Source organism: Streptomyces sp. NPDC058326 (assembly GCF_042879855.1).
In the GTDB taxonomy this organism is placed as follows: domain Bacteria; phylum Actinomycetota; class Actinomycetes; order Streptomycetales; family Streptomycetaceae; genus Streptomyces.
This window is the reverse complement of record NZ_JBHVZO010000002.1, coordinates 618483-644187: the sequence shown is the minus strand read 5'-3', so window position 1 is coordinate 644187 and position 25705 is coordinate 618483. Positions and strand designations below refer to the sequence as shown.

22 protein-coding genes are annotated in these 25705 nt (G+C 72.6%); 10 read left to right on the top strand and 12 right to left on the bottom strand.

The features are described 5' to 3' along the window. Window positions 1-405: 405 nt before the first annotated feature. Window positions 406-1002, top strand: coding sequence for a DUF1349 domain-containing protein (locus tag ACFVYX_RS05655; protein WP_389680022.1), 597 nt, complete (start codon window positions 406-408; stop codon window positions 1000-1002). A gap of 93 nt (window positions 1003-1095) precedes the next feature. On the opposite strand, the gene ACFVYX_RS05650 is transcribed toward ACFVYX_RS05655, so the two are convergent. Together ACFVYX_RS05650 and xylB are read right to left on the bottom strand one after the other, a co-directional pair. Next, the gene (locus tag ACFVYX_RS05650; protein ID WP_389680021.1) at window positions 1096-1326 is read right to left on the bottom strand and encodes a hypothetical protein; all 231 of its coding nucleotides are present in this window, start codon (window positions 1324-1326) and stop codon (window positions 1096-1098) included. A gap of 70 nt (window positions 1327-1396) precedes the next feature. Further along, window positions 1397-2890 carry a xylulokinase gene (gene xylB, locus ACFVYX_RS05645; protein WP_389680019.1) on the bottom strand — a complete coding sequence of 498 codons (1494 nt, stop codon included), beginning with the start codon at window positions 2888-2890 and terminating at the stop codon, window positions 1397-1399. Window positions 2891-3034: 144 nt separating this feature from the next. On the opposite strand from xylB, the gene xylA reads away from it, so the two are divergent. Continuing rightward, complete coding sequence (gene xylA / locus ACFVYX_RS05640; protein WP_389680018.1) at window positions 3035-4204, top strand: xylose isomerase; 1170 nt, start codon at window positions 3035-3037, stop codon at window positions 4202-4204. A gap of 16 nt (window positions 4205-4220) precedes the next feature. Here xylA and ACFVYX_RS05635 read toward each other — a convergent pair whose 3' ends face one another. Both ACFVYX_RS05635 and ACFVYX_RS05630 read right to left on the bottom strand, forming a co-directional pair. Next, on the bottom strand, window positions 4221-5375 hold the full coding sequence (locus ACFVYX_RS05635) for a LacI family DNA-binding transcriptional regulator (RefSeq protein ID WP_389680017.1): 1155 nt from the start codon (window positions 5373-5375) through the stop codon (window positions 4221-4223). A gap of 106 nt (window positions 5376-5481) precedes the next feature. Next, on the bottom strand, window positions 5482-5802 hold the full coding sequence (locus ACFVYX_RS05630; RefSeq protein WP_389680016.1) for an L-rhamnose mutarotase: 321 nt from the start codon (window positions 5800-5802) through the stop codon (window positions 5482-5484). Between the two features lie 166 nt (window positions 5803-5968). Here ACFVYX_RS05630 and rhaI point away from each other — a divergent pair, with 166 nt between their 5' ends. From rhaI to ACFVYX_RS05600, 6 genes are all read left to right on the top strand, one after another. Continuing rightward, the gene (rhaI, locus tag ACFVYX_RS05625) at window positions 5969-7135 is read left to right on the top strand and encodes an L-rhamnose isomerase (protein WP_389680015.1); all 1167 of its coding nucleotides are present in this window, start codon (window positions 5969-5971) and stop codon (window positions 7133-7135) included. A gap of 48 nt (window positions 7136-7183) precedes the next feature. Further along, a complete protein-coding gene (locus tag ACFVYX_RS05620; RefSeq protein WP_389680014.1) occupies window positions 7184-9238 on the top strand; it encodes a bifunctional aldolase/short-chain dehydrogenase in 2055 nt (684 codons plus the stop codon). Between the two features lie 272 nt (window positions 9239-9510). Then, complete coding sequence (locus ACFVYX_RS05615) at window positions 9511-10941, top strand: rhamnulokinase family protein (protein WP_389680059.1); 1431 nt, start codon at window positions 9511-9513, stop codon at window positions 10939-10941. Next, a complete protein-coding gene (locus ACFVYX_RS05610; RefSeq protein WP_389680013.1) occupies window positions 10941-11657 on the top strand; it encodes a (Fe-S)-binding protein in 717 nt (238 codons plus the stop codon). The genes ACFVYX_RS05615 and ACFVYX_RS05610 overlap by 1 nt, the downstream gene beginning before the upstream one ends. Further along, entirely contained in the window at window positions 11654-13078 is a 1425-nt protein-coding gene (locus ACFVYX_RS05605) for a lactate utilization protein B (RefSeq protein ID WP_389680012.1), read from the top strand. Before ACFVYX_RS05610 ends, ACFVYX_RS05605 begins: the two co-directional genes overlap by 4 nt. Further along, window positions 13075-13719 carry a lactate utilization protein C gene (locus ACFVYX_RS05600; RefSeq protein WP_389680011.1) on the top strand — a complete coding sequence of 215 codons (645 nt, stop codon included), beginning with the start codon at window positions 13075-13077 and terminating at the stop codon, window positions 13717-13719. Before ACFVYX_RS05605 ends, ACFVYX_RS05600 begins: the two co-directional genes overlap by 4 nt. Window positions 13720-13791: 72 nt before the next feature. Here ACFVYX_RS05600 and ACFVYX_RS05595 read toward each other — a convergent pair whose 3' ends face one another. Genes ACFVYX_RS05595 through ACFVYX_RS05580 form a run of 4 tightly spaced genes read right to left on the bottom strand, consistent with a single transcriptional unit; the run spans window position 13792 to window position 17997 of the window. After that, on the bottom strand, window positions 13792-14817 hold the full coding sequence (locus tag ACFVYX_RS05595) for a LacI family DNA-binding transcriptional regulator (RefSeq protein ID WP_389680010.1): 1026 nt from the start codon (window positions 14815-14817) through the stop codon (window positions 13792-13794). 29 nt (window positions 14818-14846) lie between these two features. Beyond that, on the bottom strand, window positions 14847-15761 hold the full coding sequence (locus ACFVYX_RS05590; protein ID WP_389680009.1) for a carbohydrate ABC transporter permease: 915 nt from the start codon (window positions 15759-15761) through the stop codon (window positions 14847-14849). Further along, window positions 15758-16690 (bottom strand): carbohydrate ABC transporter permease, encoded by a 933-nt coding sequence (locus tag ACFVYX_RS05585; RefSeq protein WP_389680008.1) that lies wholly within the window; start codon window positions 16688-16690, stop codon window positions 15758-15760. The genes ACFVYX_RS05590 and ACFVYX_RS05585 overlap by 4 nt, the downstream gene beginning before the upstream one ends. Further along, window positions 16687-17997, bottom strand: a complete 1311-nt coding sequence (locus tag ACFVYX_RS05580; protein WP_389680007.1) for an ABC transporter substrate-binding protein — start codon at window positions 17995-17997, stop codon at window positions 16687-16689. Before ACFVYX_RS05580 ends, ACFVYX_RS05585 begins: the two co-directional genes overlap by 4 nt. Window positions 17998-18204: 207 nt before the next feature. Between ACFVYX_RS05580 and ACFVYX_RS05575 the strand changes: the two genes are divergently transcribed. Continuing rightward, a complete protein-coding gene (locus ACFVYX_RS05575) occupies window positions 18205-20229 on the top strand; it encodes a beta-galactosidase (protein ID WP_389680006.1) in 2025 nt (674 codons plus the stop codon). Between the two features lie 213 nt (window positions 20230-20442). Then, window positions 20443-22029 carry an arabinogalactan endo-beta-1,4-galactanase gene (locus tag ACFVYX_RS05570; protein ID WP_389680005.1) on the top strand — a complete coding sequence of 529 codons (1587 nt, stop codon included), beginning with the start codon at window positions 20443-20445 and terminating at the stop codon, window positions 22027-22029. Between the two features lie 61 nt (window positions 22030-22090). Here the strand turns inward: ACFVYX_RS05570 and dgoD are convergent, their stop codons facing one another. From dgoD to ACFVYX_RS05550, 4 genes are read right to left on the bottom strand one after another with little or no spacing between them, the layout of a single operon-like run. After that, window positions 22091-23236 carry a galactonate dehydratase gene (dgoD, locus tag ACFVYX_RS05565; RefSeq protein WP_389680004.1) on the bottom strand — a complete coding sequence of 382 codons (1146 nt, stop codon included), beginning with the start codon at window positions 23234-23236 and terminating at the stop codon, window positions 22091-22093. Further along, window positions 23233-23985 (bottom strand): SDR family NAD(P)-dependent oxidoreductase, encoded by a 753-nt coding sequence (locus ACFVYX_RS05560; RefSeq protein WP_389680003.1) that lies wholly within the window; start codon window positions 23983-23985, stop codon window positions 23233-23235. Before ACFVYX_RS05560 ends, dgoD begins: the two co-directional genes overlap by 4 nt. A gap of 50 nt (window positions 23986-24035) precedes the next feature. Further along, complete coding sequence (locus ACFVYX_RS05555; protein ID WP_389680002.1) at window positions 24036-24995, bottom strand: sugar kinase; 960 nt, start codon at window positions 24993-24995, stop codon at window positions 24036-24038. Next, window positions 24992-25666, bottom strand: coding sequence for a bifunctional 4-hydroxy-2-oxoglutarate aldolase/2-dehydro-3-deoxy-phosphogluconate aldolase (locus ACFVYX_RS05550; RefSeq protein ID WP_389680001.1), 675 nt, complete (start codon window positions 25664-25666; stop codon window positions 24992-24994). Before ACFVYX_RS05550 ends, ACFVYX_RS05555 begins: the two co-directional genes overlap by 4 nt. Window positions 25667-25705: the final 39 nt, after the last annotated feature.

Here is a 25705-nt window from a genome sequence, read left to right as displayed (position 1 = left end):
CACCCGCTACGACAAACGAGCCACCCATTACCAAGCCATGGTCACCCTCGCCTGCCTCCGACTCTGGCTCCCATGACTTTCCGGACACCCCCTAGGGGGTGTCTTGCCGGACGCCGCGAGCCCGGCCTGATCGACAAGACACCCCCTAGGGGGTGTCTGACGATTCCCCGCGGAGGAAGGAGCGGCGTCCGGTGCGTGCGATCGGCGTGCGGCCGGGACGCCCTCGTGTGATCGACAGCGGGCGAGGGAGGCGGGGTCGGGCTTCGACGGGAGAGGTAGCCCGTCCCCGCGTCCACGGTGGTCAACGGCGGCCGCGACCGCTGCCGTACTTGGACTTTCGTGCCGGTTCCTGGATCCTTTCCCGAGGCCATGGCGGGCTCCCGGCCGGCTCGCGATCATTGCGGTATGAACGTCGACAGCTCGCTCCCCCTCGCCATGGACTGGGTGACCGCCCCGCACGCGTGGTCCCACACCTCAGGCGTCCTGACCGTCACGGCCGGCCCTCGGACGGATGTCTTCACGGACCCGGTCGGCGGCGCCGTGCGGCGTGACGCCGCCGTGGCCCTGACCGATCCGCCGGAAGGCGACTGGCAGTTCTCGGCCCGACTGCGGGTCGGTTTCGGGGCCGCCTGGGATGCGGGGGGCCTCGTCGTCTGGTCCGACGACGACCACTGGGCCAAGCTCACCTTCGAGCAGGCGCACGACGGGACTCCGAGTGTCTACTCGGTCGTGACCCGGGGACGGTCCGACGACGCGCTCGCGGGCCCGGTCGCCGGGGACGCGCTGTGGCTGCGCATCAGCCGGACCGGGGAGGGCTTCGTCTTCCATGTCTCGGACGACGGCGCTTTCTGGCGTCTGGTCCGGCAGTTCGCCCTCGACGGCTCGCGCGCCTCCCGGGTCGGCGTCGTGGCGCAGTCGCCCGTCGGCGAGGGGTGCCGTGTCGATTTCGACGACATCCGCCTCACGCCCACGAGCCTGGCCCACCTCTTCGACGGCCGGTGAACGACCCGCCCGTACGGACGGCGACGCGGCCTCCCGTACGGACGGCGACGCGGCCTCCCGTACGTACGGTGACGCGGCGTCCGGGACCGCGGCTCAGCGGCGGCCGTGTCGGCGGGTGTACGCGTCGCTCGCGGTGAGGGGGTTGTTGTGGACGGCGATGGTGGAGAAGGACACCCGGTCATTGCGGGCCTGGCGCAGGGCCTCCTGCTCCAGGAGCAGGCCCTCGGCCGTTTCCGTCCGACGCCGGCCTCGGCGCATCAGCGTCACCCCCATCAGCGTCCCGGCGCCGCCGAGCACACCGAACAGAATCAGTAGAGCGACCATGTGTGCCTCCCCCGTCGTTTCCGTCAGGCTAGTGCAACGTCCCTGACCGGTACAGGAGTTGCCGGGCGCCTCACGACCGTTCCAGGCCGCTCAGCAGGGCGGGCGCGGCGGCCGAGAGGGTTCCCGCGACGCGGTCCCAGGTCGCGTCGTCGCGGGTGAGCGGCGGCAGGACCTCGCCCGCTCCCGTGCCCCAGGCGGTGGCCAGGGCCACCGGGTCGGCGCCCGTCACCGCGCCGGCCGCGAGGGCCGCCGCGCCGAGGGCGACGAGTTCTTCGGCCGCGGGGACGACCAGGGGCCGGCCGGAGAGCCTGCGGACGGTCTCCGTCCACGTCGCGCCGCGCGCGCCGCCCCCGATCAGGCGCAGCGGACGGTCCCGTACGGCGGGTTCCGCCGGGTCGAGGCCGCAGGCGCCGAGGAGCCGGTCGAGGGCGCGCAGCACGGTGAAGGCGGCTCCTTCGTAGGCGGCGCCGAGGATCGCCCGGGGGTCGGTGCCGTGCCGGAGGCCGGTGACGAGGCCGGCGGCGTGCGGCAGGTCGGGGGTCCGTTCGCCGTCCAGGTAGGGCAGGACGACGACGCCGTCGCCGGGCCGGGCGTCCTCGCGGTCGAGACCGAGCAGGGTGGCGAACCGGTCCACGGCGAGGGTGCAGTTGAGGGTGCAGCCGAGCGGGAGGCGAGTGCCGTCGGTGGCGGCGAAACCGGCGAGCGCGGGGTCGGCCGGCCGGCCGCGGGTCGCGGCGAAGACGGTCCCCGAGGTGCCGAGGCTGACGACCGGGTGGTCGAGGAGTCCGGCGCCGCCGAGGCCGAGGCCGACGGCGGCGGCCATGTTGTCGCCGGTTCCGGCGGCGACGGCGACGGTGCGGGGCAGCCCGAGGGCCTCGGCGGCGGCCGGGGTGAGGGTGCCGACGCGGTCGGCGCCGCCGGGGGCGACGGCGGGCAGCAGGGCGCTGTCCAGGGCGATAAGGTCCAGGACGTCGGGGTCGTAGGTTCCGTCTCCGGGCCGGTACCAGCAGGTGCCCGAGGCGTCGCCCGGGTCGGTCACCGCGAGTCCGCAGAGGCGCTCGGTGAGGAAGTCGTGCGGGAGGCGGACCCCGGTGGTGGCGGCGGCGCGCTCCGGTTCGTGCTCGTGGAGCCACTGCCATTTGGCGGCGGTCATGGAGGCGACGGGGACCGAGCCGGTGCGGTCCGGCCATGCCTCGGGGCCGCCGAGGCGGGCGGCGAGGGCGGCCGCCTGGGGTGCGGAGCGGGTGTCGTTCCAGAGCAGCGCGGGCCGCAGGGGGCGTCCGTCGGCGCCGAGGGTGACGAGGCCGTGCTGCTGTCCGGCGACGGCGATGCCCGTGACGGAGGCGGCGGGGACACCCGCGCCCCTTACCGCCGCGCGGACGGCGGTGACGAGGGCGGACCACCACTCCTCCGGGTCGGTCTCGCGGGCCCCGGCGGAGCCGGTGACGGTGTGCGGGGCGCGGCCGACGGCGAGGAGTTCGCCGGTGTCCGCGTCGACGGCCACGGCCTTGGTGGACTGCGTGGAGCTGTCCACGCCGATCACGACGGAGCGGCTGGTGGGCACGCCCTCACCTCATTTCTGTACGAAGTCGTCAGCTGGGGTCGAAAGGTGGCACAAGGGGTCGGTTCACGGTCCGGGGCTGGCGCCGGAGTGCGTCCGTCCCGTATTAGTTATCTCAGAAAACAAATCCCGAGAGAAGGACACACCATGCCGGATCTCTTCTCCCCCTCCCCCGAGGACCGGTTCACCTTCGGGCTGTGGACCGTCGGCTGGCAGGGCCGCGACCCCTTCGGTGAGGCCACCCGTCCCGCCCTGGACCCCGTCGAGTCGGTGGAGCGGCTCGCCGCGCTCGGCGCGTACGGCGTGACATTCCACGACGACGACCTCATCCCCTTCGGCACCCCGGACGCCGAGCGCGACGCGATCGTCAAGCGCTTCCGGGCGGCCCTCGACCGCACCGGGCTCGCGGTACCGATGGCCACCACCAACCTCTTCAGCCACCCCGTCTTCAAGGACGGCGCCTTCACGGCCAACGACCGGGACGTGCGCCGCTTCGCCCTGCGCAAGACCCTCCGCAACATCGATCTCGCGGTCGAGCTCGGCGCCACCGTCTACGTCGCCTGGGGCGGCCGCGAGGGCGCGGAGTCGGGCGCCGCCAAGGACGTCCGGGTCGCGCTCGACCGGATGAAGGAGGCCTTCGACCTGCTCGGCCAGTACGTCACCGAGCAGGGCTACGACCTGCGCTTCGCCATCGAGCCCAAGCCGAACGAACCGCGCGGCGACATCCTGCTGCCCACCATCGGGCACGCCCTGGCCTTCATCGAGCGCCTGGAGCGGCCCGAGCTCGTCGGCGTGAACCCGGAGACGGGCCACGAGCAGATGGCCGGTCTCAACTTCCCGCACGGCATCGCCCAGGCCCTGTGGGCGGGGAAGCTCTTCCACATCGACCTCAACGGCCAGTCCGGCATCAAGTACGACCAGGACTTCCGTTTCGGGGCGGGCGATCTGCGCCAGGCGTTCTGGCTGGTGGACCTCCTCGAGACCGCCGGGTACGAGGGGCCTCGCCACTTCGACTTCAAGCCGGTGCGGACGGACGGCTTCGACGGGGTGTGGGAGTCCGCGAAGAACTGCATGCGCAACTACCTGATCCTCAAGGAGCGCGCGGCGGCCTTCCGCGCCGATCCCGACGTCGTCGCGGCGCTCGCCGCCTCCCGGCTCCCCGAGCTCGCCGTCCCGACGGCGGCGGACGGCCTCGCCGCCCTGCTCGCCGACCCCACGGCGTACGAGGGCTTCGACCCGGACGCGGCGGCGGCGCGCTCGATGGCTTTCGAGCACCTGGACCAGCTGGCCCTGGAGCATCTGCTCGGCGTGCGCTGAGCGTCCGCGTGCCGCCTCAGTGCCCGGCGAGCGTCGAGCGGCGGACGACCAGTTCCGGCTGGAGCACGACGTGCTCGTGCCGGTGGTCGGCCGCCTGCTCGCCGGTCTCCTCCAGGAGCAGTTCGGCCGCCTTCGCCCCGAGCGTGAGCGCAGGCTGCCGTACGGAGGTCAGCGGTACGGTCGCGGCCGCGGCGAACTCGATGTCGTCGTAGCCGACGATGGCCATGTCCTCCGGGACCCGGACGCCCGCCGCGTACAGCGCCTGCAGCACGCCGAGGGCCAGCAGGTCGTTGGCGCAGAAGACGGCGGTCGGACGGTCGGGGAGGCCGAGCAACCGGGAGCCGGCGTCCCGCCCGGAGGTCACGTCGAGGCGCTCGGCCGGGATGTCCCGGAGCGCCGACGCGGGCAGTCCCGCCTCACCGAGCGCGAGGAGGGCGCCCTCGCGCCGGTCGCGGACCTGCTGGAGGTGGGAGGGGCCGCTGACGTACGCGAAGGACCGGTGTCCCGTGGCGACGAGGTGCCGGATCGCCAGGGAGCCTCCGACGACGTCGTCGACGGAGACGGAGCAGCCGGCGCCGTCGCCCGCCACCCGGTCGACGAGCACGGACGGGATGCCGTGCCGCTGGAACTCCCGCAGGTTCGCCCCGCTGGGGTCGGCGGGGGTGACGAGGACGCCCCGGACGCGCTGTTCGGCGAAGAGGGAGAGGTAGTCGGCCTCGTCCTTGGCGTTCTGGTCGCTGTTGCAGACCATGACGCGCAGGCCCGCCGCCCGCGCGGTGCGCTCGGCGCCGCGGGCGATGTCGACGAAGAAGGGGTTGCCCATGTCGAGGACGAGCAGCGCCATGATGCGGCTGCGGCCGGCCCGCAGCTGGCGGGCGGACTCGCTGCGTACGTAACCGAGGCGGGCGATGACCCGTCGTACGTGCTGGAGCGTCGCGGGCGAGACCCGTTCCGGCTGGTTGATCACGTTGGAGACGGTGCCGACGGAGACTCCCGCCTCACGGGCCACGTCCTTGATGCCGACGCTCCCGACACCCCCGGTGCTCCCGGCGTCCGCTCCGTGCCCGGCGTCGCCGTCGTCCTGTCCGGATCGCCCCGATCGCCCGGCGGTCCCGGCGCTCCCGCCCCCGGCCTTCCCGCCGTTCCGGGCTGTGCGCGCGGTGTCCGTCATCCGTCCCACCTGGTCCGTCCTGCCCCTGCCGCCCCGTCCGGGCGGGCTCCCGCCCCGCGTTTCATCCTATGCGGCCGTGCCGCGCCGGGCCGTCGGCCCGGACCCCTCACGCGAGGTGGAAGACCTCGGTCAGGGGTCGCATGGCGGCGTCGGGTGCCTGCCCGTCGAGCTCCTCGAAGAACTCCGCCATCTCGGCCTGCCAGCGGGCGTTGACCTCGGTGGCCTCCATCGCGGCCCGCGCCCGGTCGAAGTCGGGTGTCTCCAGATAGCCGACGAGGAGTCCGTCCTCGCGGAGGAAGAGGGAGTAGTTGTGCCAGCCGGCGGCGGAGAGCGCCGTGAGCATGCCGTCCCAGACTTGTGCGTGGCGCTCCCGGTACTCCTCCACGCGTTCGGCCCTGACCTTGAGCAGGAAGCAGACTCGCCGCATGTGCGCCCCTCCGGTGTTCCGAGCTCGTCTACTGAAATGTTTCATTTCCGTGGGGCAGGACGCTAGGGCTTCGACGAGATCACGGTCAAGAGTCTTGACGCCATCACGGACGATGGCTAGCTTCCACCGAAGACTGAATCGATTCATTTCAAGCTCCGAGGTGAATATGCCCGACATCGCCGCCGTGAAGGCCGCACTCGCCGCGCAGCGGATCGAGACGCCCTCCTGGGGTTACGGAAACTCCGGGACCCGGTTCAAGGTGTTCGCGCGGGAGGGTGTGCCGCGGACGCCGTACGAGAAGCTGGACGACGCGGCCGAGGTGCACGCGTTCACGGGCGTCGCCCCCAAGGTGTCGCTCCACATCCCGTGGGACCGGGTCGAGGACTACGCGACCCTCGCGACGTACGCGAAGGAGCGCGGCCTGGAGCTCGGAGCGATCAACTCCAACACCTTCCAGGACGACGACTACCGGCTGGGCAGCGTCTGTCACCCGGACGCGGAGGTCCGCCGCAAGGCCGTCGACCACCTTCTGGAGTGCGTCGGCATCATGGACGCCACCGGTTCGGCGGACCTGAAGCTGTGGTTCGCCGACGGCACCAACTACCCCGGCCAGGACGACATCGTCGCCCGGCAGGACCGGCTGGCCGAAGCACTCGCGGAGGTGTACGGACGCCTCGGCGACGACCAGCGTCTGCTCCTCGAGTACAAGTTCTTCGAGCCCGCCTTCTACACCACCGACGTGCCGGACTGGGGCACCGCGTACGCCCACTGCCTCAAGCTCGGCCCGAAGGCCCGGGTCGTCGTGGACACCGGCCACCACGCCCCTGGCACCAACATCGAGTTCATCGTGGCGCTCCTGCTGAAGGAGGGGAAGCTCGGCGGCTTCGACTTCAACTCGCGCTTCTACGCCGACGACGACCTGATGGTCGGCTCGGCCGACCCCTTCCAGCTGTTCCGGATCATGCACGAGGTCTCCCGGAACGGCGGCCTGCGCACCGAGACGAACGTGGCTTTCATGCTCGACCAGTGCCACAACATCGAGGCGAAGATCCCGGCCGTCATCCGCTCGGTAATGAACGTCCAGGAGGCCACCGCCAAGGCGCTGCTCGTCGACGGCGACGCCCTCGCCGCCGCGCAGCGGGACGGTGACGTGCTCGGCGCCAACGCCGTCCTGATGGACGCCTACAACACCGACGTACGGCCCCTGCTGCGCGAACTGCGCGAGGAGCGGGGCCTCGACCCGGAGCCGGTCGCCGCCTATCTCCGCTCCGGCCGGCAGGAGCGGATCGCCGTCGAACGCGTCGGCGGCCGCCAGGCCGGCTGGGGCGCGTGAGCCCCCCTCCCCCGACACCATGACCCGTCCCCGTAAGGAATCCGACACGTGACCACCTCCCGTCGCACGCCGCCTCCCGAAGTACTCGCTCTCCTGGAACGCGCCCACCGGCTGGGCGCCGACCCCCGCACCACCAACTACGCGGGCGGCAACGCCTCCGCCAAGGCGTCCGTCGCCGACCCCGTGACCGGACGCCCCGCCGACCTGATGTGGGTCAAGGGCTCCGGCGGCGACCTGGGCACACTCACCGAGGACGGGCTCGCGGTGCTCCGCCTCGACCGGCTGCGCGCGCTCGTCGACGTCTACCCGGGGGTGGAGCGCGAGGACGAGATGGTCGCCGCCTTCGACCACTGTCTGTACGGGAAGGGGGGCGCGGCCCCGTCCATCGACACCGCCATGCACGGCCTGGTGGACGCCGCCCACGTCGACCATCTGCACCCGGACGCGGGGATCGCGCTCGCCTGCGCCGCCGACGGGGAGAAACTGACCGCCGACTGCTTCGGCGACAGCGTGGTCTGGGTGCCGTGGCGGCGCCCCGGCTTCCAGCTGGGTCTGGACATCGCCGCGGTCAAGGAGGCGAACCCCGGCGCGATCGGCTGTGTCCTCGGCGGGCACGGGATCACCGCCTGGGGCGACACCTCGGAGGAGTGCGAGCGCAACGCGCTGCACATCATCCGGACCGCCGAGTCCTTCCTCGTCGAGCGGGGCCGCGCCGAGCCCTTCGGAGCGGTGATCGAGGGGTACGAGCCGCTCCCGGAGGACGCCCGCCGGGAACGGGCCGCCGCCCTCGCCCCGTACGTACGGGGTCTCGCGTCCCAGGACCACCCGCAGGTGGGGCACTTCACCGACTCCGAGGCGGTGCTCGACTTCCTGGCCCGCGCCGGACACCCGAGGCTCGCCGCCCTGGGGACGTCCTGCCCCGACCACTTCCTGCGGACGAAGGTCCGGCCGCTCGTCCTCGACCTGCCCCCCGGCGCGCCGCTCGACCGTGCGGTCGACCGGCTGCGGGAGCTGCACACCGCCTACCGCGAGGAGTACGCGGCCTACTACGCGCGGCACGCCACCGAGGACTCCCCGGCGATGCGGGGCGCCGACCCGGCGATCGTGCTCGTGCCCGGGATCGGCATGTTCTCCTTCGGCCGGGACAAGCAGACCGCGCGCGTGGCCGGCGAGTTCTACGTCAACGCGATCAACGTGATGCGGGGCGCGGAGGCGGTCTCCTCGTACGCGCCGATCGAGGAGTCGGAGAAGTTCGGGATCGAGTACTGGGAACTTGAGGAGGCCAAGCTGCGGCGGATGCCGAAGCCGCGGCCCCTCGCGACCAGGGTGGCCCTGGTGACGGGGGCGGGCAGCGGCATCGGGCGGGCCATCGCGCACCGGCTCGCCGCCGAGGGGGCCTGTGTGGTCGTCGCCGATCTGAACGCGGCGGGCGCGGAAGCGGTCGCGGAGGAGCTCGGCGGACCCGACCGGGCGGTGGCCGTGACCATGGACGTCACGTCGGAGGAGGCGATCACGGCGGCGTTCCGGGCGGCGCTGCTCGCCTTCGGCGGGGTCGACCTGGTCGTCAACAACGCGGGGATCTCCATTTCCAAGCCGCTCCTGGAGACCACGGCCCGGGACTGGGACCTCCAGCACGACATCATGGCCCGGGGCTCCTTCCTGGTCTCCCGGGAGGCGGCGCGGCTCATGATCGGGCAGGGCCTCGGCGGGGACATCGTCTACATCGCTTCCAAGAACGCGGTGTTCGCCGGTCCGAACAACATCGCCTACTCCGCGACCAAGGCCGACCAGGCCCATCAAGTACGGCTGCTCGCGGCGGAGTTGGGTGAGCACGGCATCCGGGTCAACGGGGTCAACCCGGACGGGGTCGTGCGCGGCTCCGGAATCTTCGCCGGTGGCTGGGGGGCTCAGCGGGCGGCGACGTACGGCATCGCGGAGGAGGAACTCGGCGCGTTCTACGCGGGGCGGACGCTCCTCAAGAGGGAGGTGCTGCCTGAGCACGTGGCCAACGCGGTCTTCGCGCTGACCGGCGGCGACCTGAGCCACACCACGGGGCTGCACGTGCCGGTGGACGCGGGTGTGGCCGCGGCCTTCCTCCGGTGAGCGGGCGCTCCTCTCCGGACGTCCCGGACCGCGGGCGTCCTTCCGTGTGCGCCTCGGAGCGCGGGCGTCCTTCCGTGTGCGCCTCGGAGCGCGGGCGTCCTTCCGTGGGCGTCCCGGACCGCGGGCGCTCCCCCGTGGACGCCCCGGACCGCGGGCGTTCCTCCCCCGGCGTCCCGGACCGCGGGCGTTCCCCGGTGAACGCCCCGGACCGCGGGCGCCGGCCGCGGGATGTCTTCGCGGCGGCGGACCTGGGTGCGACGAGCGGCCGGGTGATGCTGGGCCGGGTCGGCCCCGGCCGCCTCGAACTCACCGAGGCCCACCGCTTCCCCAACACCCCGGTGCGGCTGCCGGACGGCCTCCGCTGGGACGTCCTCGCGCTCTTCCAGGGCGTCCTGGACGGGCTGCGCGTCGCCGCGCGCTCCGGCGGCGTCGCCTCCGTGGGCATCGACACCTGGGCGGTGGACTACGGGCTCCTCGACGCGGACGGCGCGCTGCTCGGCGCGCCGTACCACTACCGTGACGGGCGCACCGAAGGCGCCGCCGAGAAGGTCCGGGGGCGGGTGGGCGCGGCGGAGCTGTACCGGGTCACCGGTCTCAGGGACCTGCCGTTCAACACGGTCTTCCAGCTCGCCTCGGCCGCCGGGAGTGCCCAGCTGGGGGCGGCGCGGACGCTGTTGCTGATGCCGGACCTGCTCGTCCACTGGCTGACCGGGACGATCGGCGCAGAGGAGACGAACGCCTCCACCACGGGCCTCTTCGACGCGCGGGCGGGCGGCTGGTCCTCCGGGCTGCTCGACCGGCTCGCGATCGACCCCGGTCTTCTGCCGCCACTGCGGGCGCCAGGCGACCCGGCGGGTGTGCTGCTGCCGCACGTCGCCGAGTACACCGGGCTCGACGCGGGGACGCCGGTGACGACGGTCGCCTCGCACGACACCGCGTCGGCGGTGGTCGCCCTCCCCGCCGTGGACGGGGACTTCGCCTATCTGTCCTGCGGCACGTGGTCGCTCGCCGGTCTCGAGCTGGAGTCCCCGGTGCTGACGGAGGAGGCCCGGGCGGCCGGTTTCACCAACGAGCGCGGGATCGACGGCACCGTCCGCTTCCTGCGCAACATCATGGGCCTGTGGCTCCTGGAGGAGTGCCGCCGCACCTGGGAGCGGCAGGGGCGGCCGGCCGGGCTCGACGAGCTCCTCGCGGCGGCCGCGCGCGCGGAGCCGTTCGCGTCCTTCGTCGACCCGGACGCGCCGGAGTTCCTGGCCCCCGGCGACATGCCGGAGCGGATACGGGCGTACTGCCGCCGCACCGGGCAGCTCGTGCCCGAGAGTCCCGGGGCGGTGGTCCGCTGTGTCCTGGAGAGTCTGGCGCTCGCCCACCGCGCGGCCCTGCGACAGGCGGCCGGGCTCGCGGGCCGGGAGATCGGCCGGGTCCATCTGGTGGGCGGCGGGGCACGGAACGCGCTGCTCTGCCGGCTGACGGCGGACGCCACCGGGCTCCCCGTCGTCGCGGGCCCCGTCGAGGCCACGGCTCTCGGGAACGTCCTCGTCCAGGCCCGCGCCGCCGGGCTCGTCGGCGATCTCTCGTCGATGCGGGGGCTCGTCGCGGACACCCAGCCCCTGCGACACTACGTACCCCGTGAGGATCACCGCTCCGACGCCGCCTGGGACGCGGCGGCCGCCCGACTCGAACCGTCTCCGAGGAACCCGTGATGCGTGTCGCCCTCTTCGTCACCTGCGTCAACGACGCCGTCTTCCCCGCGACGGGGGTGGCCACCGTCCGGGTCCTCGAACGGCTCGGCGTGGAGGTCGACTTCCCTGCGGCGCAGACCTGCTGCGGGCAGCCGCAGTTCAACACCGGCTACCGGGCGGAGACGGCGCCGCTCGTACGGCGCACGGTCCGGGCCTTCGAGGGGTACGACCATGTGGTCACGCCCTCCGGTTCGTGCGCGGCGATGGTGCGCCACCACTACGCGTCGTTCGGCGCGGAGGCGGCGGGGCTGGCGCCGCGCGTGTACGAGCTGACGGAGTTCCTGGTGGACGTGCTCGGCGTGACGGACGTCGGCGCGTACTTCCCGCACCGGGTGACGTACCACCCGTCCTGTCACGGTCTGCGGCTCCTCGGTCTCGGGGAACGGCCGCGGCGGCTCCTGGAGGCGGTGAAGGGTCTGGAGCTCGTGGAGCTGCCCGGCGCGGAGGAGTGCTGCGGCTTCGGCGGCACGTTCGCGGTGAAGAACCCGGACGTGTCGGCGGCGATGGGCGCCGACAAGATCACGAACGCGCTGTCCACGGGGGCCGAGGTCCTGTGCGGCGCGGACAACTCCTGCCTGCTGCATGTGGGCGGCATGCTGAGCCGCCGGGGCGCGCCGCTGCGCGCGGTGCACCTGGCCGACATCCTGGCGAGCACGGAAAAGGAGCCCTGGTCGTGAGCGGAACCTTTGTGGGCATGCCGGCCTTTCCCGAGGCGGCGCGGACGGCCGTCGGCGACACGACGCTCCGGGCGAACCTGCGGCACGCGACCCACACGATCCGGGACAAGCGGGCGCGCGCGGTGGCCGAACTCGACGACTGGGCGGAGCTGCGCGAGGCCGGGAAGGCCATCAAGGACCGGACGCTCCGTCATCTCGACACGTACCTCCTCCGGTTGGAGGAGTCCGTGACCGCGGCGGGCGGCACCGTGCACTGGGCGGCGGACGCGGCGGAGGCGAACCGGATCGTCACCGACCTGGTGCGGGCCACCGGCGAGACGGAGGTCGTGAAGGTCAAGTCGATGGCCACCCAGGAGATCGGCCTGAACGAGCATCTGGCGGCCGAAGGGATCTCCGCGTACGAGACGGATCTCGCGGAGCTGATCGTGCAGCTCGGCGAGGACCGCCCGTCGCACATCCTGGTGCCCGCCATCCATCGCAACCGGGGCGAGATCCGTGACATCTTCCGCGACAGGATGGGGAGTTGGGGGCGTCCGGCGCCTGAGGGGCTGAGTGACACCCCGGCCGAGCTCGCGGAGGCCGCCCGGCTGCACCTGCGGGAGAAGTTCCTGCGCGCCAAGGTCGGCGTCTCCGGGGCGAACTTCATGGTCGCCGAGACCGGCACCCTGGTCGTCGTCGAGTCCGAGGGCAACGGCCGCATGTGCCTGACCCTGCCCGAGACCCTCATCTCCGTCGTCGGCATCGAGAAGGTCGTGCCGAGCTGGCGGGACCTGGAGGTCTTCCTGCAGACCCTTCCGCGCTCCTCGACGGCCGAGCGGATGAACCCGTACACGAGCACCTGGACGGGCACCGCCGACGAGGACGGGCCGAGCGCCTTCCACCTCGTGCTCCTCGACAACGGGCGCACCGACGCCCTCGCCGACGAGGTGGGCCGGCAGGCGCTGCGCTGCATCCGCTGTTCGGCCTGTCTGAACGTCTGCCCGGTGTACGAGCGGGCCGGCGGGCACGCGTACGGCTCTGTCTACCCCGGGCCCATCGGCGCCATTCTCACCCCGCAGCTGCGGGGCACGGCCAGTGAGATCGATACCTCCCTGCCGTACGCCTCGTCGCTGTGCGGTGCGTGTTACGAGGTGTGCCCGGTGGCCATCGACATCCCCGAGGTCCTGGTGCACCTGCGCGGGCGGGTCGCCGAGGAAGGCGGGAAGGGACACCGTCTGGAGCGGGCGGCGGTCAGGGCCGCCTCCTGGGTCCTCGACCGGCCGGCCGCGCTCGCGGCGGGCGAGCGGCTGGCGTCGGCCACGCGCGCGCTGCACCCGAAGCGGCTGCCGGGGCCCGGCGCCCGCCAGTGGTCCGAGCACCGGAACCTGCCCGAACTGCCCGCCGAACCGTTCCGTGACTGGTGGAAGAAGAACCGCACATGACACCGCAGTCCTCCAGCCGTGACCGGATCCTCGCCCGGGTCCGCGCCGCCGTCGCGGACGCGCCGGAAGCCCCGGACGTCGTCCGCGCCTACCGGTCGAGCCACAGCGCGGCCGACGCCGCCGGCCTGCTCGACCTCCTGCACGAGAACCTCGCCGACTACCGCGCCCACGTCCACCGGACGGCGCCCGACGGTCTGGCCGGCCTGATCTCCCGGCTCCTCGCCGAGCGCGGCGCCCGCACTGTCGTCGTACCGCCCGGACTTCCCGAGGGCTGGCTCGCCGCGGCCGGGGCGGAGCAGCGGACCGACACGCCTCGGCTGACCCCGTACGAGCTCGATGCCGCCGACGCCGTGGTGACGGGCTGCGCCCTCGCGATCGCCGAGACCGGCACGATCGTCCTCGACGGCGGTCCCGGGCAGGGCCGTCGCGCCCTCACCCTCGTCCCCGATCTGCACATCTGTGTCGTCCGGGCGCCGGAGCAGGTGGTGGCCTCGGTGCCGGAGGCGCTGCCCCGGCTCGACCCGGGGCGCCCGCTCACCTGGATCTCCGGCCCCTCGGCGACGAGCGACATCGAGCTCGACCGGGTCGAGGGCGTCCACGGGCCCCGGACGCTCGACGTCGTCCTGGTCACCGGCGGCTGACACGACGAAGGAGCGTCCCGGGGGCAGGCCGCTCCTCAGCCGTACGCGCCGCAAGGGCTCGTGGTGGTCGCGCTACGCCGATTCCCTGCGGACGAGTTCCGTCGGCAGGATCACCGCGGACGGCTGCTCGCCCGCGATCCGGGCGAGCAGCATCCGCACCATCTCGGAGCTGATCCGGTCCCACGGCTGCCGGATGGTGGTGAGTGAGGGCCGGGAGGACAGGGCCGCCGGGGAGTCGTCGAAGCCGCCCACGGCGATGTCCTCGGGCACTCTCCGGTCCGCGCGGGCGAGGGCGTCGAGGACGCCCTGTGCCATCAGGTCGGAGGCGACGAACACGGCGTCGATGTCCGGGGCGCGACCGAGGAGGGCGCGGGCCGCGTCCTCGCCGCTGGCCCGGCTGTAGTCGCCGGAGGCGATCAGCGTCTCGTCGACCGGCAGGCCGCACTCGGCGAGCGTCTCGCGGTAGCCGGCCAGGCGTTCCACTCCGCCGGGGGTGTCGAGCGGTCCGGTGACGGTGGCGATCCGGCGGCGGCCGGAGCCGTACAGATGGCGGACCATGTCGCGGGCGCCGTCGCGGTCGTCGGCCGCGACGTAGCCGATCCTGGTGGTCTGGCCGAGCGGCTTGCCGCAGGCGACGACGGGGACGCCGGCCTCGTCGAGCCGGGCCACCACGGGGTCGCCGGAGTGGCTGGAGACGAGGAGGACGCCGTCGACGTGGCCGGCCTCGATGTAGCGGAGGTTGCGGCGGCGTTCGTCGTCGGTGCCCGCGATCATCAGGAGCAGGGGGATGTCCTGGGCGGCGAGCGCCTGGGTGCAGGCGCGGAGCAGCACGTTGAAGTTGGGGTCCTCGAAGAAGCGCTCCTGCGGTTCGGTGAGGAGGAAGGCGACGGAGTCGGACTTGCCGGTGATCAGCGAGCGGGCGTGCCGGTTGACGACGTAGCCCGTTCTTCGGATCGCGGCGTCGACGGCCGCCTTCGCCGTCGGGCTGACGTAGTGGCCGCCGTTGAGGACGCGGGAGACGGTGCCGCGCGAGACCCCGGCCTCGCGGGCCACGTCGTGGATGGTCGCCGGGCGGCGCCTGCTCGCTGCTGTGCTCATGCTGTGTGTTTCCCCTCGATCCCCTGTGCTCAGGACTTTACGGCGCCGGAGAGCAGGTCGAGGCTCCAGAAGCGCTGGATGACGAGGAACAGGGCGATGAGCGGGACGATGGCGAGGAGCGCTCCGGTGATCACGAGGTTGTAGAGGGAGGGCTGGCTTGCGCCCTGCTTGAGCAGGGTGAACAGGCCGACGGTCATGGGGAACTTCTCGTCGTCGCCGAGCATGATGAACGGCAGCAGGAAGTTGTTCCAGATGGCGACGAACTGGAAGAGGAAGATCGTCACCAGGCCGGGGGACATCATCGGGACGGCGATGCGCAGGAAGATCCGCCACTCTCCGGCGCCGTCCATGCGGCCCGCCTCGACGAGCTCCGTGGGGATGGCGGCCTGGGCGTAGATGCGGCCGAGGTAGACGCCGTACGGGGAGAGGATCAGCGGCAGCAGCACGGAGGCGTACGTGTCCGTGAGGTCGGCCTCGGCCATGAGGAGGTACTGCGGGATGGCGAGGATGACCGGGGGCATGAGGACGCCGGTGAGCATGATGTTGAAGAAGGCCTCGCGCCCGCGGAACCGGTAGAGGGCGAGGGCGTATCCGGCGAACGCGGAGACGACGGTGGAGAGGACGGCGCCGAGTCCCGCGTAGAGGATCGAGTTGCACATCCAGCGCCAGTAGATGCCCTCGCGGTAGGCGGTGAGGTCGGAGACGTTGTCGCCGAGGCCGTTGCCGGGGAGGAAGGTGAAGGTGGAGAAGAGGTCGGAGGCCGGTTTGGTGGCGGCGACCAGGACCCAGGCGACCGGCAGGAGGCAGTAGAGCGCGCCCAGGACGAGGGCGGCGGTGGGCAGCAGGGCGGTGCGGCGCGGGGCGGGAGGGCCCTGCGGGACGCCGGGGGTGGTGCCGGCGGCCGGGGCGCCCTTGCGGACGGTCGGGGAGGCGAGCCCGGTCATCGGGTTGCTCCTTGTGTGGTGCGGCGGTTGGAGATCCTGAGGAGGGCGAAGGAGAGCGCGAAGGTGGCGAGGGCGAGCACGACGGCGGTGGCCGAGGCCGCGTGGATGTTCCCTCCGGTGAACGCGTCGCTGTAGACCTTCATGAGGGGGCTCCAGGTGCTCGGGATGCCGTTGGTGAGCGGCTTGAGCGTCATGGGCTCGTTGAAGACCTGGAGGGTCGCGATGATCGAGAAGAAGAAGGTGAGCACCAGGGAGGGGACCACCATCGGGATCTTGACGCGGAGCGCGATCTGGAGCTCGGAGCAGCCGTCGAGCTTGGCCGCCTCGTACACCTCGGCGGGCAGGGAGCGCAGCGCGGTGTAGATGACGATCATGTTGAAGCCGGTGCCGCCCCAGACGGCGATGTTCGACATCGCGAGGTAGAGCGGTCCGCCGTCCATGAGGTCGGGCTGCGGGAGTCCTGCCTTCTCCAGGAGGAAGTGGAAGGGGCTGACGTCCGGGAGGTAGAGGAAGCCCCAGAGGACGGCCGCGATGACGCCGGGCACGGCGTACGGCAGGAAGATCGCGAGCCGGGCGAAGGAACGGGCCCGGACGCGCTCGGAGTCGAGCAGGAGCGCGAAGAACAGGGCGAGGCCGAGCATCACGGGGACGACGATCGCGCCGTAGCCGAGGACGCGCAGCGAGCTGGCGAGGAGTTCGGAGTCGGTGAGCGCGGAGGTGTAGTTCTCCAGGCCGGCCCAGACCTCGGTCTTGGCGCCCTTGCCGAGGCCGAGTCCCTTGATCCGGACCTTGTGGAAGCTGAGCCAGAGGGCGTAGCCGATGGGCAGGGCGAAGAAGAGGACGAAGAGGACGCCGGCGGGGAGGAGGAAGCCGTACGGGGCCGCCTTGACCCCGTACGACCTGCGTGCGCCCTTGGGGGGCTGTGTCACTTGGCGACCCCGAAGCCCTGCTTCGCCAGGTCGGCGACGGTGGCCGTCTGGACCTTGCCGAGTGCGGCGTCGAAGCCGGACCTGGCCTTGGCGGCCTTGCCGAACTCGTCCTTGAAGGAGGTGTAGGCGACGTTCACGTTGGGGCCCCAGGCGGCCGGCGCGGTGCTCTTCGCCATCTCGGCGGCGCGGGTGTAGAAGTCGGCCTGGTTCGGGAAGAACGCGGGGGGCTGGGCGAGGGCGCCGCTGGTCTGCGCGGCGGTGGCGGCCGGGTAGATCCCGCTCTCCTTCACCAGGGCCTCCAGGGCCTTGGGGTCGGTGTTCAGCCAGGTGGCGAACTGTGCGGCGGCCTCCTGGTGCTTCGAGTCCGTGGTGACGGCCGTGGAGGAGCCGCCCCAGCTGCCGGTGGCGGTCTCGCCCTTGTTCCACTGCGGGAGCGGGGCCATGGCCCACTTGCCCTTGGTGTCGGGGGCGGCGGTGGTCAGGGTGCCGGGGGCCCACACGGCGCTGACCCAGCCGATCTGCTCGCCGGTGTTGAGGGCCTTGTTCCAGGCGGGCGTGTACATCGGCTGGTTGTCGACGGCGCCCTCGGCGACCAGGCCGCCCCAGAAGTCGGCGACCTTCTTGGTGGCGGCGTCGTCGATGCCGACCTTCCAGGTGTCGCCCGAGAAGGTCCACCACTTGGCGCCGGCCTGCTGGGAGAGGCCGGCGAAGAGGCCGGCGTCGTTGGCGGAGAAGGTGGTCAGGGACTTCTTCGGGTCCTTCTTCTTCACGGCGCGGGCGGTCTCGGCGAACTCGTCCCAGGTGGTGGGGACGGTCAGGCCGTACTGCTTGAAGAGGTCCTCGCGGTAGAAGAACATCAGCGGGCCGGAGTCCTGGGGCAGCGCGTAGACGGCCTCGCTCCCGAAGGTGGTCTGCTGCCAGATGCCGGGGGCGAACTTGTCCTTGGCGCCGTGGACGTGACGGGAGATGTCCGCGAGGGCGTCGTTGGAGACCAGGGTGGGCAGCGCCTGGTACTCGGCCTGGACGAGGTCCGGGCCCTTGTGGGCCTTGGCGGCGGTGATGATCTTGGTGACCAGGTCGTCGCCCGAGGCCTGCTTCTGCACCGTGACCTGGATGTCGGGGTGCTCGGCGTTCCAGAGGGCCGCGACCTTGTCCATGCCGGGCGCCCAGGCCCAGTAGGTGAGCTTGACGGGGCCGGATCCGGCGCCCGCCTTGTCGCCGGAGTCGGATCCACAGGCGGTGAGAGCGGTGGCGCCGAGGAGGACGGCGGTGGCGGCGGCGAGGCTGCGGCGCATCGTGTGGGGCATGGGGTACTTCTCCCTGACCGAAAGGGGCCCCTCCCTCGAACGGAGAGGCCGGCCATGCATCTGTGAGCGTTCACAGTAGAGAAACGTTCCGGACACTTGTCAATGGTTGTTCCTGTGCGGTTATGTTGCGTTGCCACATCGAGATCGAGTGTGTGCACGTTCCCAACCGAACAAAGCTTTCATCGTTCGAGGTTTCAGGAGAGACTCATGTCGCAGACCACTCCCAAGGGCCTGCACCGGCTCGCGTTCGGCGGGGACTACAACCCCGAGCAGTGGCCGGAAAGCGTCTGGCAGGAGGACGTCCGGCTCATGCGGGAGGCCGGCGTCACCATGGTGAGCGTCGGGATCTTCTCCTGGGCCCTCCTCGAACCGGAGCCGGGCCGCTACGACTTCGGCTGGCTCGACCGGCTCCTCGACCTGCTCCACGAGCACGGCGTCCGGGTCGACCTGGGCACGCCGACCGTGGTGCCGCCCGCCTGGTTCTACCGCGCCCACCCGGAGGCCCTGCCCGTCACCGCCGACGGCGTCCGCCACTCCTACGGCTCACGCGGGGCGATCTGCCACAGCTCCGCCGCCTACCGCACGACCGCCGCCGGCATCACCACCGAACTGGCCCGCCGCTACGGCAGCCACCCCGCGCTCGCCCTCTGGCACGTCCACAACGAGTACGGCGTCCCCGTCAGCGCCTGCTACTGCGACAACTGCGCCGCCCACTTCCGCCGCTGGCTGGACCGCGCGTACGGCTCGGTGGAGGCGGTGAACGAGGCCTGGGGCACCGCCTTCTGGGGCCAGCGGTACGGCTCGTACGAGGAGATCGACCCGCCCAGGACGACTCCCACCGTCGGCAACCCGGCACAGCAGCTCGACTACCGCCGCTTCGCCGACGCCACCATCCGCGAGAACTTCCGGATGGAACGGGACATCCTGCACGAACTGGCGCCCGGCATCCCCGTCACCACCAACTTCATGACCGCCCTCAGCCAGTGCGACTCCCTCGACTACTGGGCCTGGGCCCGCGAGGTCGACCTCGTCACCAACGACCACTACCTGATCACCGACGGCCGCCGCACCCACGTCAACCTCGCCATGGCCGCCGACCTCACCCGCTCCGTCGCCGGCGGCGCGCCCTGGCTGCTCCTGGAGCACTCCACGTCCGGCGTGAACTGGCAGCCCCGCAACCCGGCCAAGCGCCCCGGCGAGATGGCTCGCAACTCCCTCGCCCACGTCGCCCGGGGCTCCGAGGGCGCCATGTTCTTCCAGTGGCGCCAGTCCCGTCGCGGCGCCGAGAAGTTCCACTCCGCGATGGTCCCGCACGGCGGCACCGACACCCGGATCTGGCGCGAGGTCGTCGCCCTCGGCGCCGACCTGGACGCGCTGGCCGAGGTGCGCGGCACCCGGACCGTCCCCGACGTCGCGGTCCTCTGGGACTGGCACTCCTGGTGGGCGCAGGGCCTGGAGTGGCGGCCGAACGAGGCCCACGACGCCCGCGAGCGCGCCGACAGCTTCTACGAGACCCTCTACGACCGGCACCTCACGGTCGACTTCGCCCACCCCGAGGCCGACCTCTCGGCCTACCCGCTGGTCGTCGTGCCCGCGCTCTACCTCATGACCGAGGCCGCCGGGCAGAACCTCCGCGAGTACGTCGAGAACGGCGGCACCCTCGTCGTCTCGTACTTCTCCGGGATCGTCGACGAGCACGACGCCGTCCACCCCGGGGCCTACCCCGGCGCCCTGCGGGACGTCCTCGGCCTCACCGTGGACGAGTGGTCGCCGCTCCTCGACGACCAGCGCGTACGGATCGAGGGACCGGACGGCGCCACGCTCACCGGCGACGTGTGGACGGAGTTCGTCCGGCCGCGGGGCGCGGAGACCGTGTGGACGTACGCCGACGGGCCGGCCGCCGGCGGGCCCGCGGTCACCCGGCACCGGCTCGGCCGGGGCACCGCCTGGTACCTCTCCACCCGCCTCGACGCGGCCTCGCTCGACACGATCGTCGCCGCCGCCTGCGAGGACGCCGGGGTCTCCGCGCGCGCCGCGCTCCCGCGGGACGTGGAGGTCGTGCGCCGCGCGGGGGAGAGCGCGGAGTACCTCTTCGTGCTCAACCACTCCGGCGAGGACGCCGTGGTGCCGCTGGACGGCACCGGCACGGAACTCCTCGCCGACGGCGCCCCGGCGGTCGGCACGATCACCGTCCCGGCCGGCGCCGTCAGGGTCGTACGCCTCGACGTCTGACCGCACCACCCGGTCGGCAGGATCACCGTCCGGCCGGCGCCGTCGGGGTCGTACGCCTCGACGTCTGACCGCACCACCCCTCCCCGGCCCGCCGCCGGGGCCTCTGATCTCCCCGGGGGCGGCCCGCACCCGCTGCGCCGCCCCCGGGTGAGCCGTACCACCCGTAAGGAAACGCACCACTCACCTGTCCGCCACCGTCGAAGGGACTCGACGATGCACCCCGCCCCCCTCAGAAGCCGCGTCCGGCTGCGCGCCGCGGCCGTCGCCGCCGCGCTCGGCGCCCTGCTCCTGGCCCCGCTGCCCGCCGCCCCGCGGGCAGAGGCCGCCGCCACCCTCACCAACGCCGGGTTCGAGAGCGACGCCGCCGGGACCGCCACCCCGGCCGGCTGGTCCACCTACTCGGCCGCCGGCCAGAACGCCGCCTCGTTCACCGAGGCCGGGGGCCACAGCGGCGGTTACCGGCTGAGCCACTGGTCGGCCTCCGCGTACAAGGTGGAGACGTACCAGTACCTCTCCGGGCTCACCGACGGCACGTACACGCTCAGCGCCTGGGTCCGCTCGGGCGGCGGCCAGAACGCCGCCTACCTGGCCCTGCGCAACTGCGGCTCCGCCGAGCAGCGCACCGACCTGCCGGTGACGACCAGCTCCTGGATACGGATCGTCACCTCCGTCAAGGTCGTCGGCGGCGGCTGCACGATCAGCGTCAACTCCGACGCCAGGGCGGGCAACTGGCTCAACGTGGACGACCTGACGTTCACCTCCGGGACGACCGGCCTCGCCGTCAAGGGCGTCGACCTCTCCACGCTCAAGAAGAGCGAGGACCTCGGCGGCACCTACCGCACGAGCGCCGGGACGACGGGCGACCCGGTCGCCATCCTGAAGAACGCGGGCGCGAACTACGGCCGCCTCAAGGTGTGGGTGAACCCGGCTGACGGCTACAACGACAAGGCCCGGGTCCTCGCCACGGCGAAGCGCATCAAGGCCCAGGGCATGAAGCTGCTCGTCGACTTCCACTACTCCGACATCTGGGCCGACCCGGGCGCCCAGAGCAAGCCCGCCGCGTGGGCGGGGCACTCGTACTCCCAGCTGACCACGGACGTCTACAACCACACGTACGACGTGCTGAACGCCCTCAAGGCGCAGGGCACCACGGCCGACATGGTGCAGATCGGCAACGAGATCAACACCGGCATGCTCTGGCCCGAGGGCTCCACGTCCAACTGGTCCCAGCTCGGCGGGCTGCTCAAGTCCGGCATCTCGGCGGCCAAGGCGGTCTCGTCGACCACCCAGATCGCGCTCCACCTCGCGCACGGCGGCGACAACGCCCTGTACCGCTCCTGGTTCGACAACGCCAGGGCCCAGGGCGTGAGTTACGACGTGATCGCGCTCTCCTTCTACGGTTACTGGCACGGCGCCCTCGCCTCCCTCCAGGCGAACATGGACGACGTCTCGGCCCGTTACGGCAAGAAGGTCCTCGTCGTGGAGACCGCGTACCCCTTCCGGCTCGACAGCGAGGACTCCCACGAGAACATCATCGACCTGTCGTCGGAGCTGGTCTCCGGCTACCCGGCGAGCCCTGCCGGGCAGTCGGCCTGGCTGCGGGACATCATGAACGTCGTGGAGGCGGTCCCGAGCGGCCGCGGCCTCGGTGTCGTCTACTGGGAGCCGGCCTGGACCGCCGTCACCGGCAACGGCTGGGACCCGGCCGACCCCTCCTCGGGCAACGGCTGGGAGAACCAGGCCCTGTTCGACTACGACAGCAGGCTGCTGCCGGCCGCGAGCTGGCTCGCCCACCGCTGATCCGCACACCGCACAGCAGGGGCGGGCTCGTATCCGAGCCCGCCCCTTCCGGCTGTCGTCGCTACCATTCGGCGAGCGAGCCGTCGTCCCGCCGCCAGGCCGGGTTGCGCCAGCGGTGCCCGGCCTCGGCCGCGCGCTCGACCGCCTTCGCGTCGACCTCGATCCCGAGGCCCGGCCCGGTGGGCAGACCCACGTGCCCGTCCTCGTACCGGAAGACGGAGGGGTCGACCAGATAGTCGAGCAGGTCGGAGCCGGTGTTGTAGTGGATGCCGAGACTCTGCTCCTGGATCAGCAGGTTCGGCGCGGCGAAGCCGACCTGGAGGCAGGAGGCGAGCGCGATCGGCCCCAGCGGGCAGTGCGGGGCGAGGGAGACGTCGTACGCCTCCGCCATCGCGGCGATCCTGCGCACCTCGGAGATGCCGCCGGCGTGCGAGAGGTCCGGCTGCGCGACCGCGATGCCCTGGGCGAGGACCTTTCTGAAGTCCCAGCGGGAGTAGAGGCGTTCGCCGGTCGCGATCGGGATGGAGGTGGAGCGGACGATGTCGCCGATGTGGTCGCTCATCTCCGGGACGACCGGCTCCTCCACGAAGAAGGGCAGGTACGGCTCCAGGAGCGGCAGGACCCGGCGGGCCATCGGGGCGGTGAGCCGCCCGTGGAAGTCGATGGCGATGTCGAACTCGTCGCCGACCGCCTCGCGGATCGAGGCGACCCGGTCCACGATGGCCTGCGTGGCGGCGGGGGTGTCGATGAGCCGCAGCTGCGCGGAGGCGTTCATCTTGATCGCGGTGAAGCCCTCGTCCTTGCGGGCCAGGGCCTCCGAGGCGACCTCGTCGGGGCGGTCGCCGCCGATCCAGCTGTAGACGCGGACGCGGTCGCGGACGTTGCCGCCGAGCAGCTGCCACACGGGCACGCCGAGGGCCTTGCCGGTGATGTCCCACAGGGCCTGGTCGATGCCGGCGACGGCGCTGGAGAGGACCGGGCCGCCGCGGTAGAAGCCGCCCTTGGTGAGGACCTGCCAGTGGTCCTCGATCTTCATCGGGTCCTGGCCGATCAGGTAGTCGGAGAGCTCCTCGACGGCCGCGGCCACGGTGTGCGCGCGGCCCTCGACGACGGGTTCGCCCCAGCCGGTGATGCCCTCGTCGGTGTCGATGCGCAGGAAGCACCAGCGCGGGGCGACCAGATAGGTGCGCAGGGAGGTGATCTTCACTTGGATTCCTTCTTCACGGTCCAGCCGCCGTCGACGACCAGGTTGGTTCCGGTGATGTACGCGGCGTCTGCCGAGGCGAGGAAGGCGACGGCGGAGGCCACCTCCTCGGGCCGGCCGAGCCGGGCGAGCGCGGTGGCGTCGGCGGAGAGGCGGCGTCCCTCCTCGTCGACGTCGTTCCAGACCTCGGTGAGGATGGGGCCCGGCAGGACGGAGTTGAAGCGCACGTCCGGCCCGTACTCGACGGCCAGCTGACGGACCAGGGCGCACATACCGCCCTTCGCGGCGGCGTACGCGGCGTAACCGGGCAGGCCGAAGTCGGCGTGCACGCTGGAGGTGGCGACGAGGCTGCCGCGCTCGGCGCGCAGGTCGTCGAGGAACGTGCGGGTGGCGAGGTACAGGGCCCGCAGGTTGATGGCCATCTCCCGGTCCCAGGTGGCGACGGGGAGTTCGTGGGCGGCCGCGGCGGTGTGGGTGAAGGCGTTGCTGTGGAGGATGCTCACCGGCCCGAAGCGGGCGTGGGTCTCGGCGCGCAGGGCGGTCCAGTCCTCCTCGGACGCGACGTCGCAGCGTACGTAGACGGCTCGGCCCCCGTCGGCGCGGATCGCGGCGGCGACGGCCTCGCCGGCCTCGCCCGCGATGTCGGAGACGATCACGGACGCGCCCTCGGCGGCGAGCCGGGCGGCGCTGGCCGCCCCGATGCCGGAGGCCGCGCCCGTGACGACGGCGGTCTGTCCGGAGAAACGGTTCATGGTGTGGGTTCCTGGTGTTTCCGAATGGGGATGCGGAAGGCGCGGCGCCGTCAGCGCGTGATGTCCTGGGCCGTCAGCAGGCCGAGTTCGGCGCGGCGCGGGAGGCCCTCCCAGTCGCCGGGGACAGAGACCGCGAAGGCCCCGCAGAGCACGGCGAGGCGCAGGCGCTCCTCCACCGGGGAGCCGTCGAGGACGGCGGAGAGATACCCGGAGACGAAGGCGTCGCCCGCGCCCACGGGGTCGACGGCGGTGACGGGGACGGCGGGCCGGACGTGGAGGGCGCCGTCGCCGGTGGCCACGAGGGCTCCCCCGGCGCCGAGTTTGAGCACGGCCTGTCCCGGCCCGATGAGGGTCAGGGCGCGGGCCATCCGCTCGGGCTCGTCCTCGGGCACGAGGAGGGACGCCTCCTCGGGGCCCGCGAAGACGATGTCGGTGTACGGGAGGAGGCCGGCCAGCGCCCCGGCGGCGTCGGCGCGGCTCCAGAGGCGTTCGCGGTGGTTGACGTCGAGGGAGACGGTGACCCCGGCGGCACGGGCGAGCGCGACGGCCCGGGTGACGGCGGCGCGTGCCGTGTCGCTCAACGCCGGGGTGACGCCGGTGACATGGAGCACCCGCGCCCCGGTGATCTGCTCCTCGTCGAGGTCCTCGGGGGCGAGCCGGGAGCCCGCGAGCCCGGCGCGGTAGTAGCTGACGCGGAGCCGGTCGGCGGTGCGACGCTCACGGAGCATGAGGCCTGTGGGCGCCGCCGGGTCCGTACGGGCGGCTGAGACGTCGACGCCCTCGGCGCGGAGTCCCGCGAGGACCATGGCACCGGCCGCGTCCTCGCCGACCCGGCCGGTCCAGGCGGCCCGGTGGCCGAGGCGGCTGACGCCGATGGCGACGGTGGCCTCGGCACCGGCCCAGCCGAGGCGGAGGGCCGTTCCCGTGGCGAGCGGACCGGGTTCGGTGGCGGCGGCCACCGCCATGGCCTCGCCGAGGGTGACCAGAGCCGGCGGAGTCCCGGCCGTCACCGGCGTATCCCGTCGAGGAAGGCGGCGGCGCGCTCGGTGAGGGCGGCGAGGGAGCCGCCCTCACAGGCGTCCCCGACGAGCGGGCTGCCGATGCCGAGCGCGGTGGCGCCGGCGGCGAGGTAGGCGGGGGCGTCGGCGGCGCCGATGCCCCCGGTCGGCACGAGGGGGACGTCGGGCAGTGGGGCGCGGACGGCACGGAGGTACTCCGGTCCGCCGGTGGCGGCGGGGAAGAGCTTCACCATGGTGGCGCCCGCCCGCCAGGCGGTGAGGATCTCGGTGGGGGTGTACGCGCCGGGCAGCACGGGGACGCCGAGCCGGACGGCCTCCGCGATGACCTCGGTGGAGGTGGTCGGGGTGATGAGGTAGGTGGCCCCGGCCTCCACGGCCGCCTGGGCCTGGGCGGGCGTGGTGACCGTACCGGCGCCGAGGGCGAGTCCGGGCGGAGCGTCGGCGGCGTACTCGCGCAGGGCGTCGAGCACGCCGGGGGTGGTGAGGGTGAACTCGGCGGCGCGGACACCGGACGCCAGGAGGGTGTCGGTGACTTCGGCGAAACGGGTCGCGGAGGTGGAGCGGAGGATCGCGATGACGGGTGCGGCGGCGAGGGCGGCACGGAGGCCGTCGGACGGATCGGATCCGTCCGTCCGTCCGGCCGTCTGCTGCGGGGAGGTCATGGTGTGCTGCTGCTTCCTTGATACGGCACTTGGTACGGG

Bases quoted from the DNA above. Each gene is read 5' to 3' on its own strand.
- ACFVYX_RS05655 (WP_389680022.1), top strand. From the start codon at position 406: ATGAACGTCGACAGCTCGCTCCCCCTCGCCATGGACTGGGTGACCGCC.
- ACFVYX_RS05650 (WP_389680021.1), bottom strand. From the start codon at position 1,326: ATGGTCGCTCTACTGATTCTGTTCGGTGTGCTCGGCGGCGCCGGGACG.
- xylA (WP_389680018.1), top strand. From the start codon at position 3,035: ATGCCGGATCTCTTCTCCCCCTCCCCCGAGGACCGGTTCACCTTCGGG.
- ACFVYX_RS05635 (WP_389680017.1), bottom strand. From the start codon at position 5,375: ATGACGGACACCGCGCGCACAGCCCGGAACGGCGGGAAGGCCGGGGGC.
- ACFVYX_RS05630 (WP_389680016.1), bottom strand. From the start codon at position 5,802: ATGCGGCGAGTCTGCTTCCTGCTCAAGGTCAGGGCCGAACGCGTGGAG.
- rhaI (WP_389680015.1), top strand. From the start codon at position 5,969: ATGCCCGACATCGCCGCCGTGAAGGCCGCACTCGCCGCGCAGCGGATC.
- ACFVYX_RS05615 (WP_389680059.1), top strand. From the start codon at position 9,511: ATGCTGGGCCGGGTCGGCCCCGGCCGCCTCGAACTCACCGAGGCCCAC.
- ACFVYX_RS05610 (WP_389680013.1), top strand. From the start codon at position 10,941: ATGCGTGTCGCCCTCTTCGTCACCTGCGTCAACGACGCCGTCTTCCCC.
- ACFVYX_RS05600 (WP_389680011.1), top strand. From the start codon at position 13,075: ATGACACCGCAGTCCTCCAGCCGTGACCGGATCCTCGCCCGGGTCCGC.
- ACFVYX_RS05595 (WP_389680010.1), bottom strand. From the start codon at position 14,817: ATGAGCACAGCAGCGAGCAGGCGCCGCCCGGCGACCATCCACGACGTG.
- ACFVYX_RS05590 (WP_389680009.1), bottom strand. From the start codon at position 15,761: ATGACCGGGCTCGCCTCCCCGACCGTCCGCAAGGGCGCCCCGGCCGCC.
- ACFVYX_RS05580 (WP_389680007.1), bottom strand. From the start codon at position 17,997: ATGCCCCACACGATGCGCCGCAGCCTCGCCGCCGCCACCGCCGTCCTC.
- ACFVYX_RS05575 (WP_389680006.1), top strand. From the start codon at position 18,205: ATGTCGCAGACCACTCCCAAGGGCCTGCACCGGCTCGCGTTCGGCGGG.
- ACFVYX_RS05570 (WP_389680005.1), top strand. From the start codon at position 20,443: ATGCACCCCGCCCCCCTCAGAAGCCGCGTCCGGCTGCGCGCCGCGGCC.
- ACFVYX_RS05560 (WP_389680003.1), bottom strand. From the start codon at position 23,985: ATGAACCGTTTCTCCGGACAGACCGCCGTCGTCACGGGCGCGGCCTCC.
- ACFVYX_RS05550 (WP_389680001.1), bottom strand. From the start codon at position 25,666: ATGACCTCCCCGCAGCAGACGGCCGGACGGACGGACGGATCCGATCCG.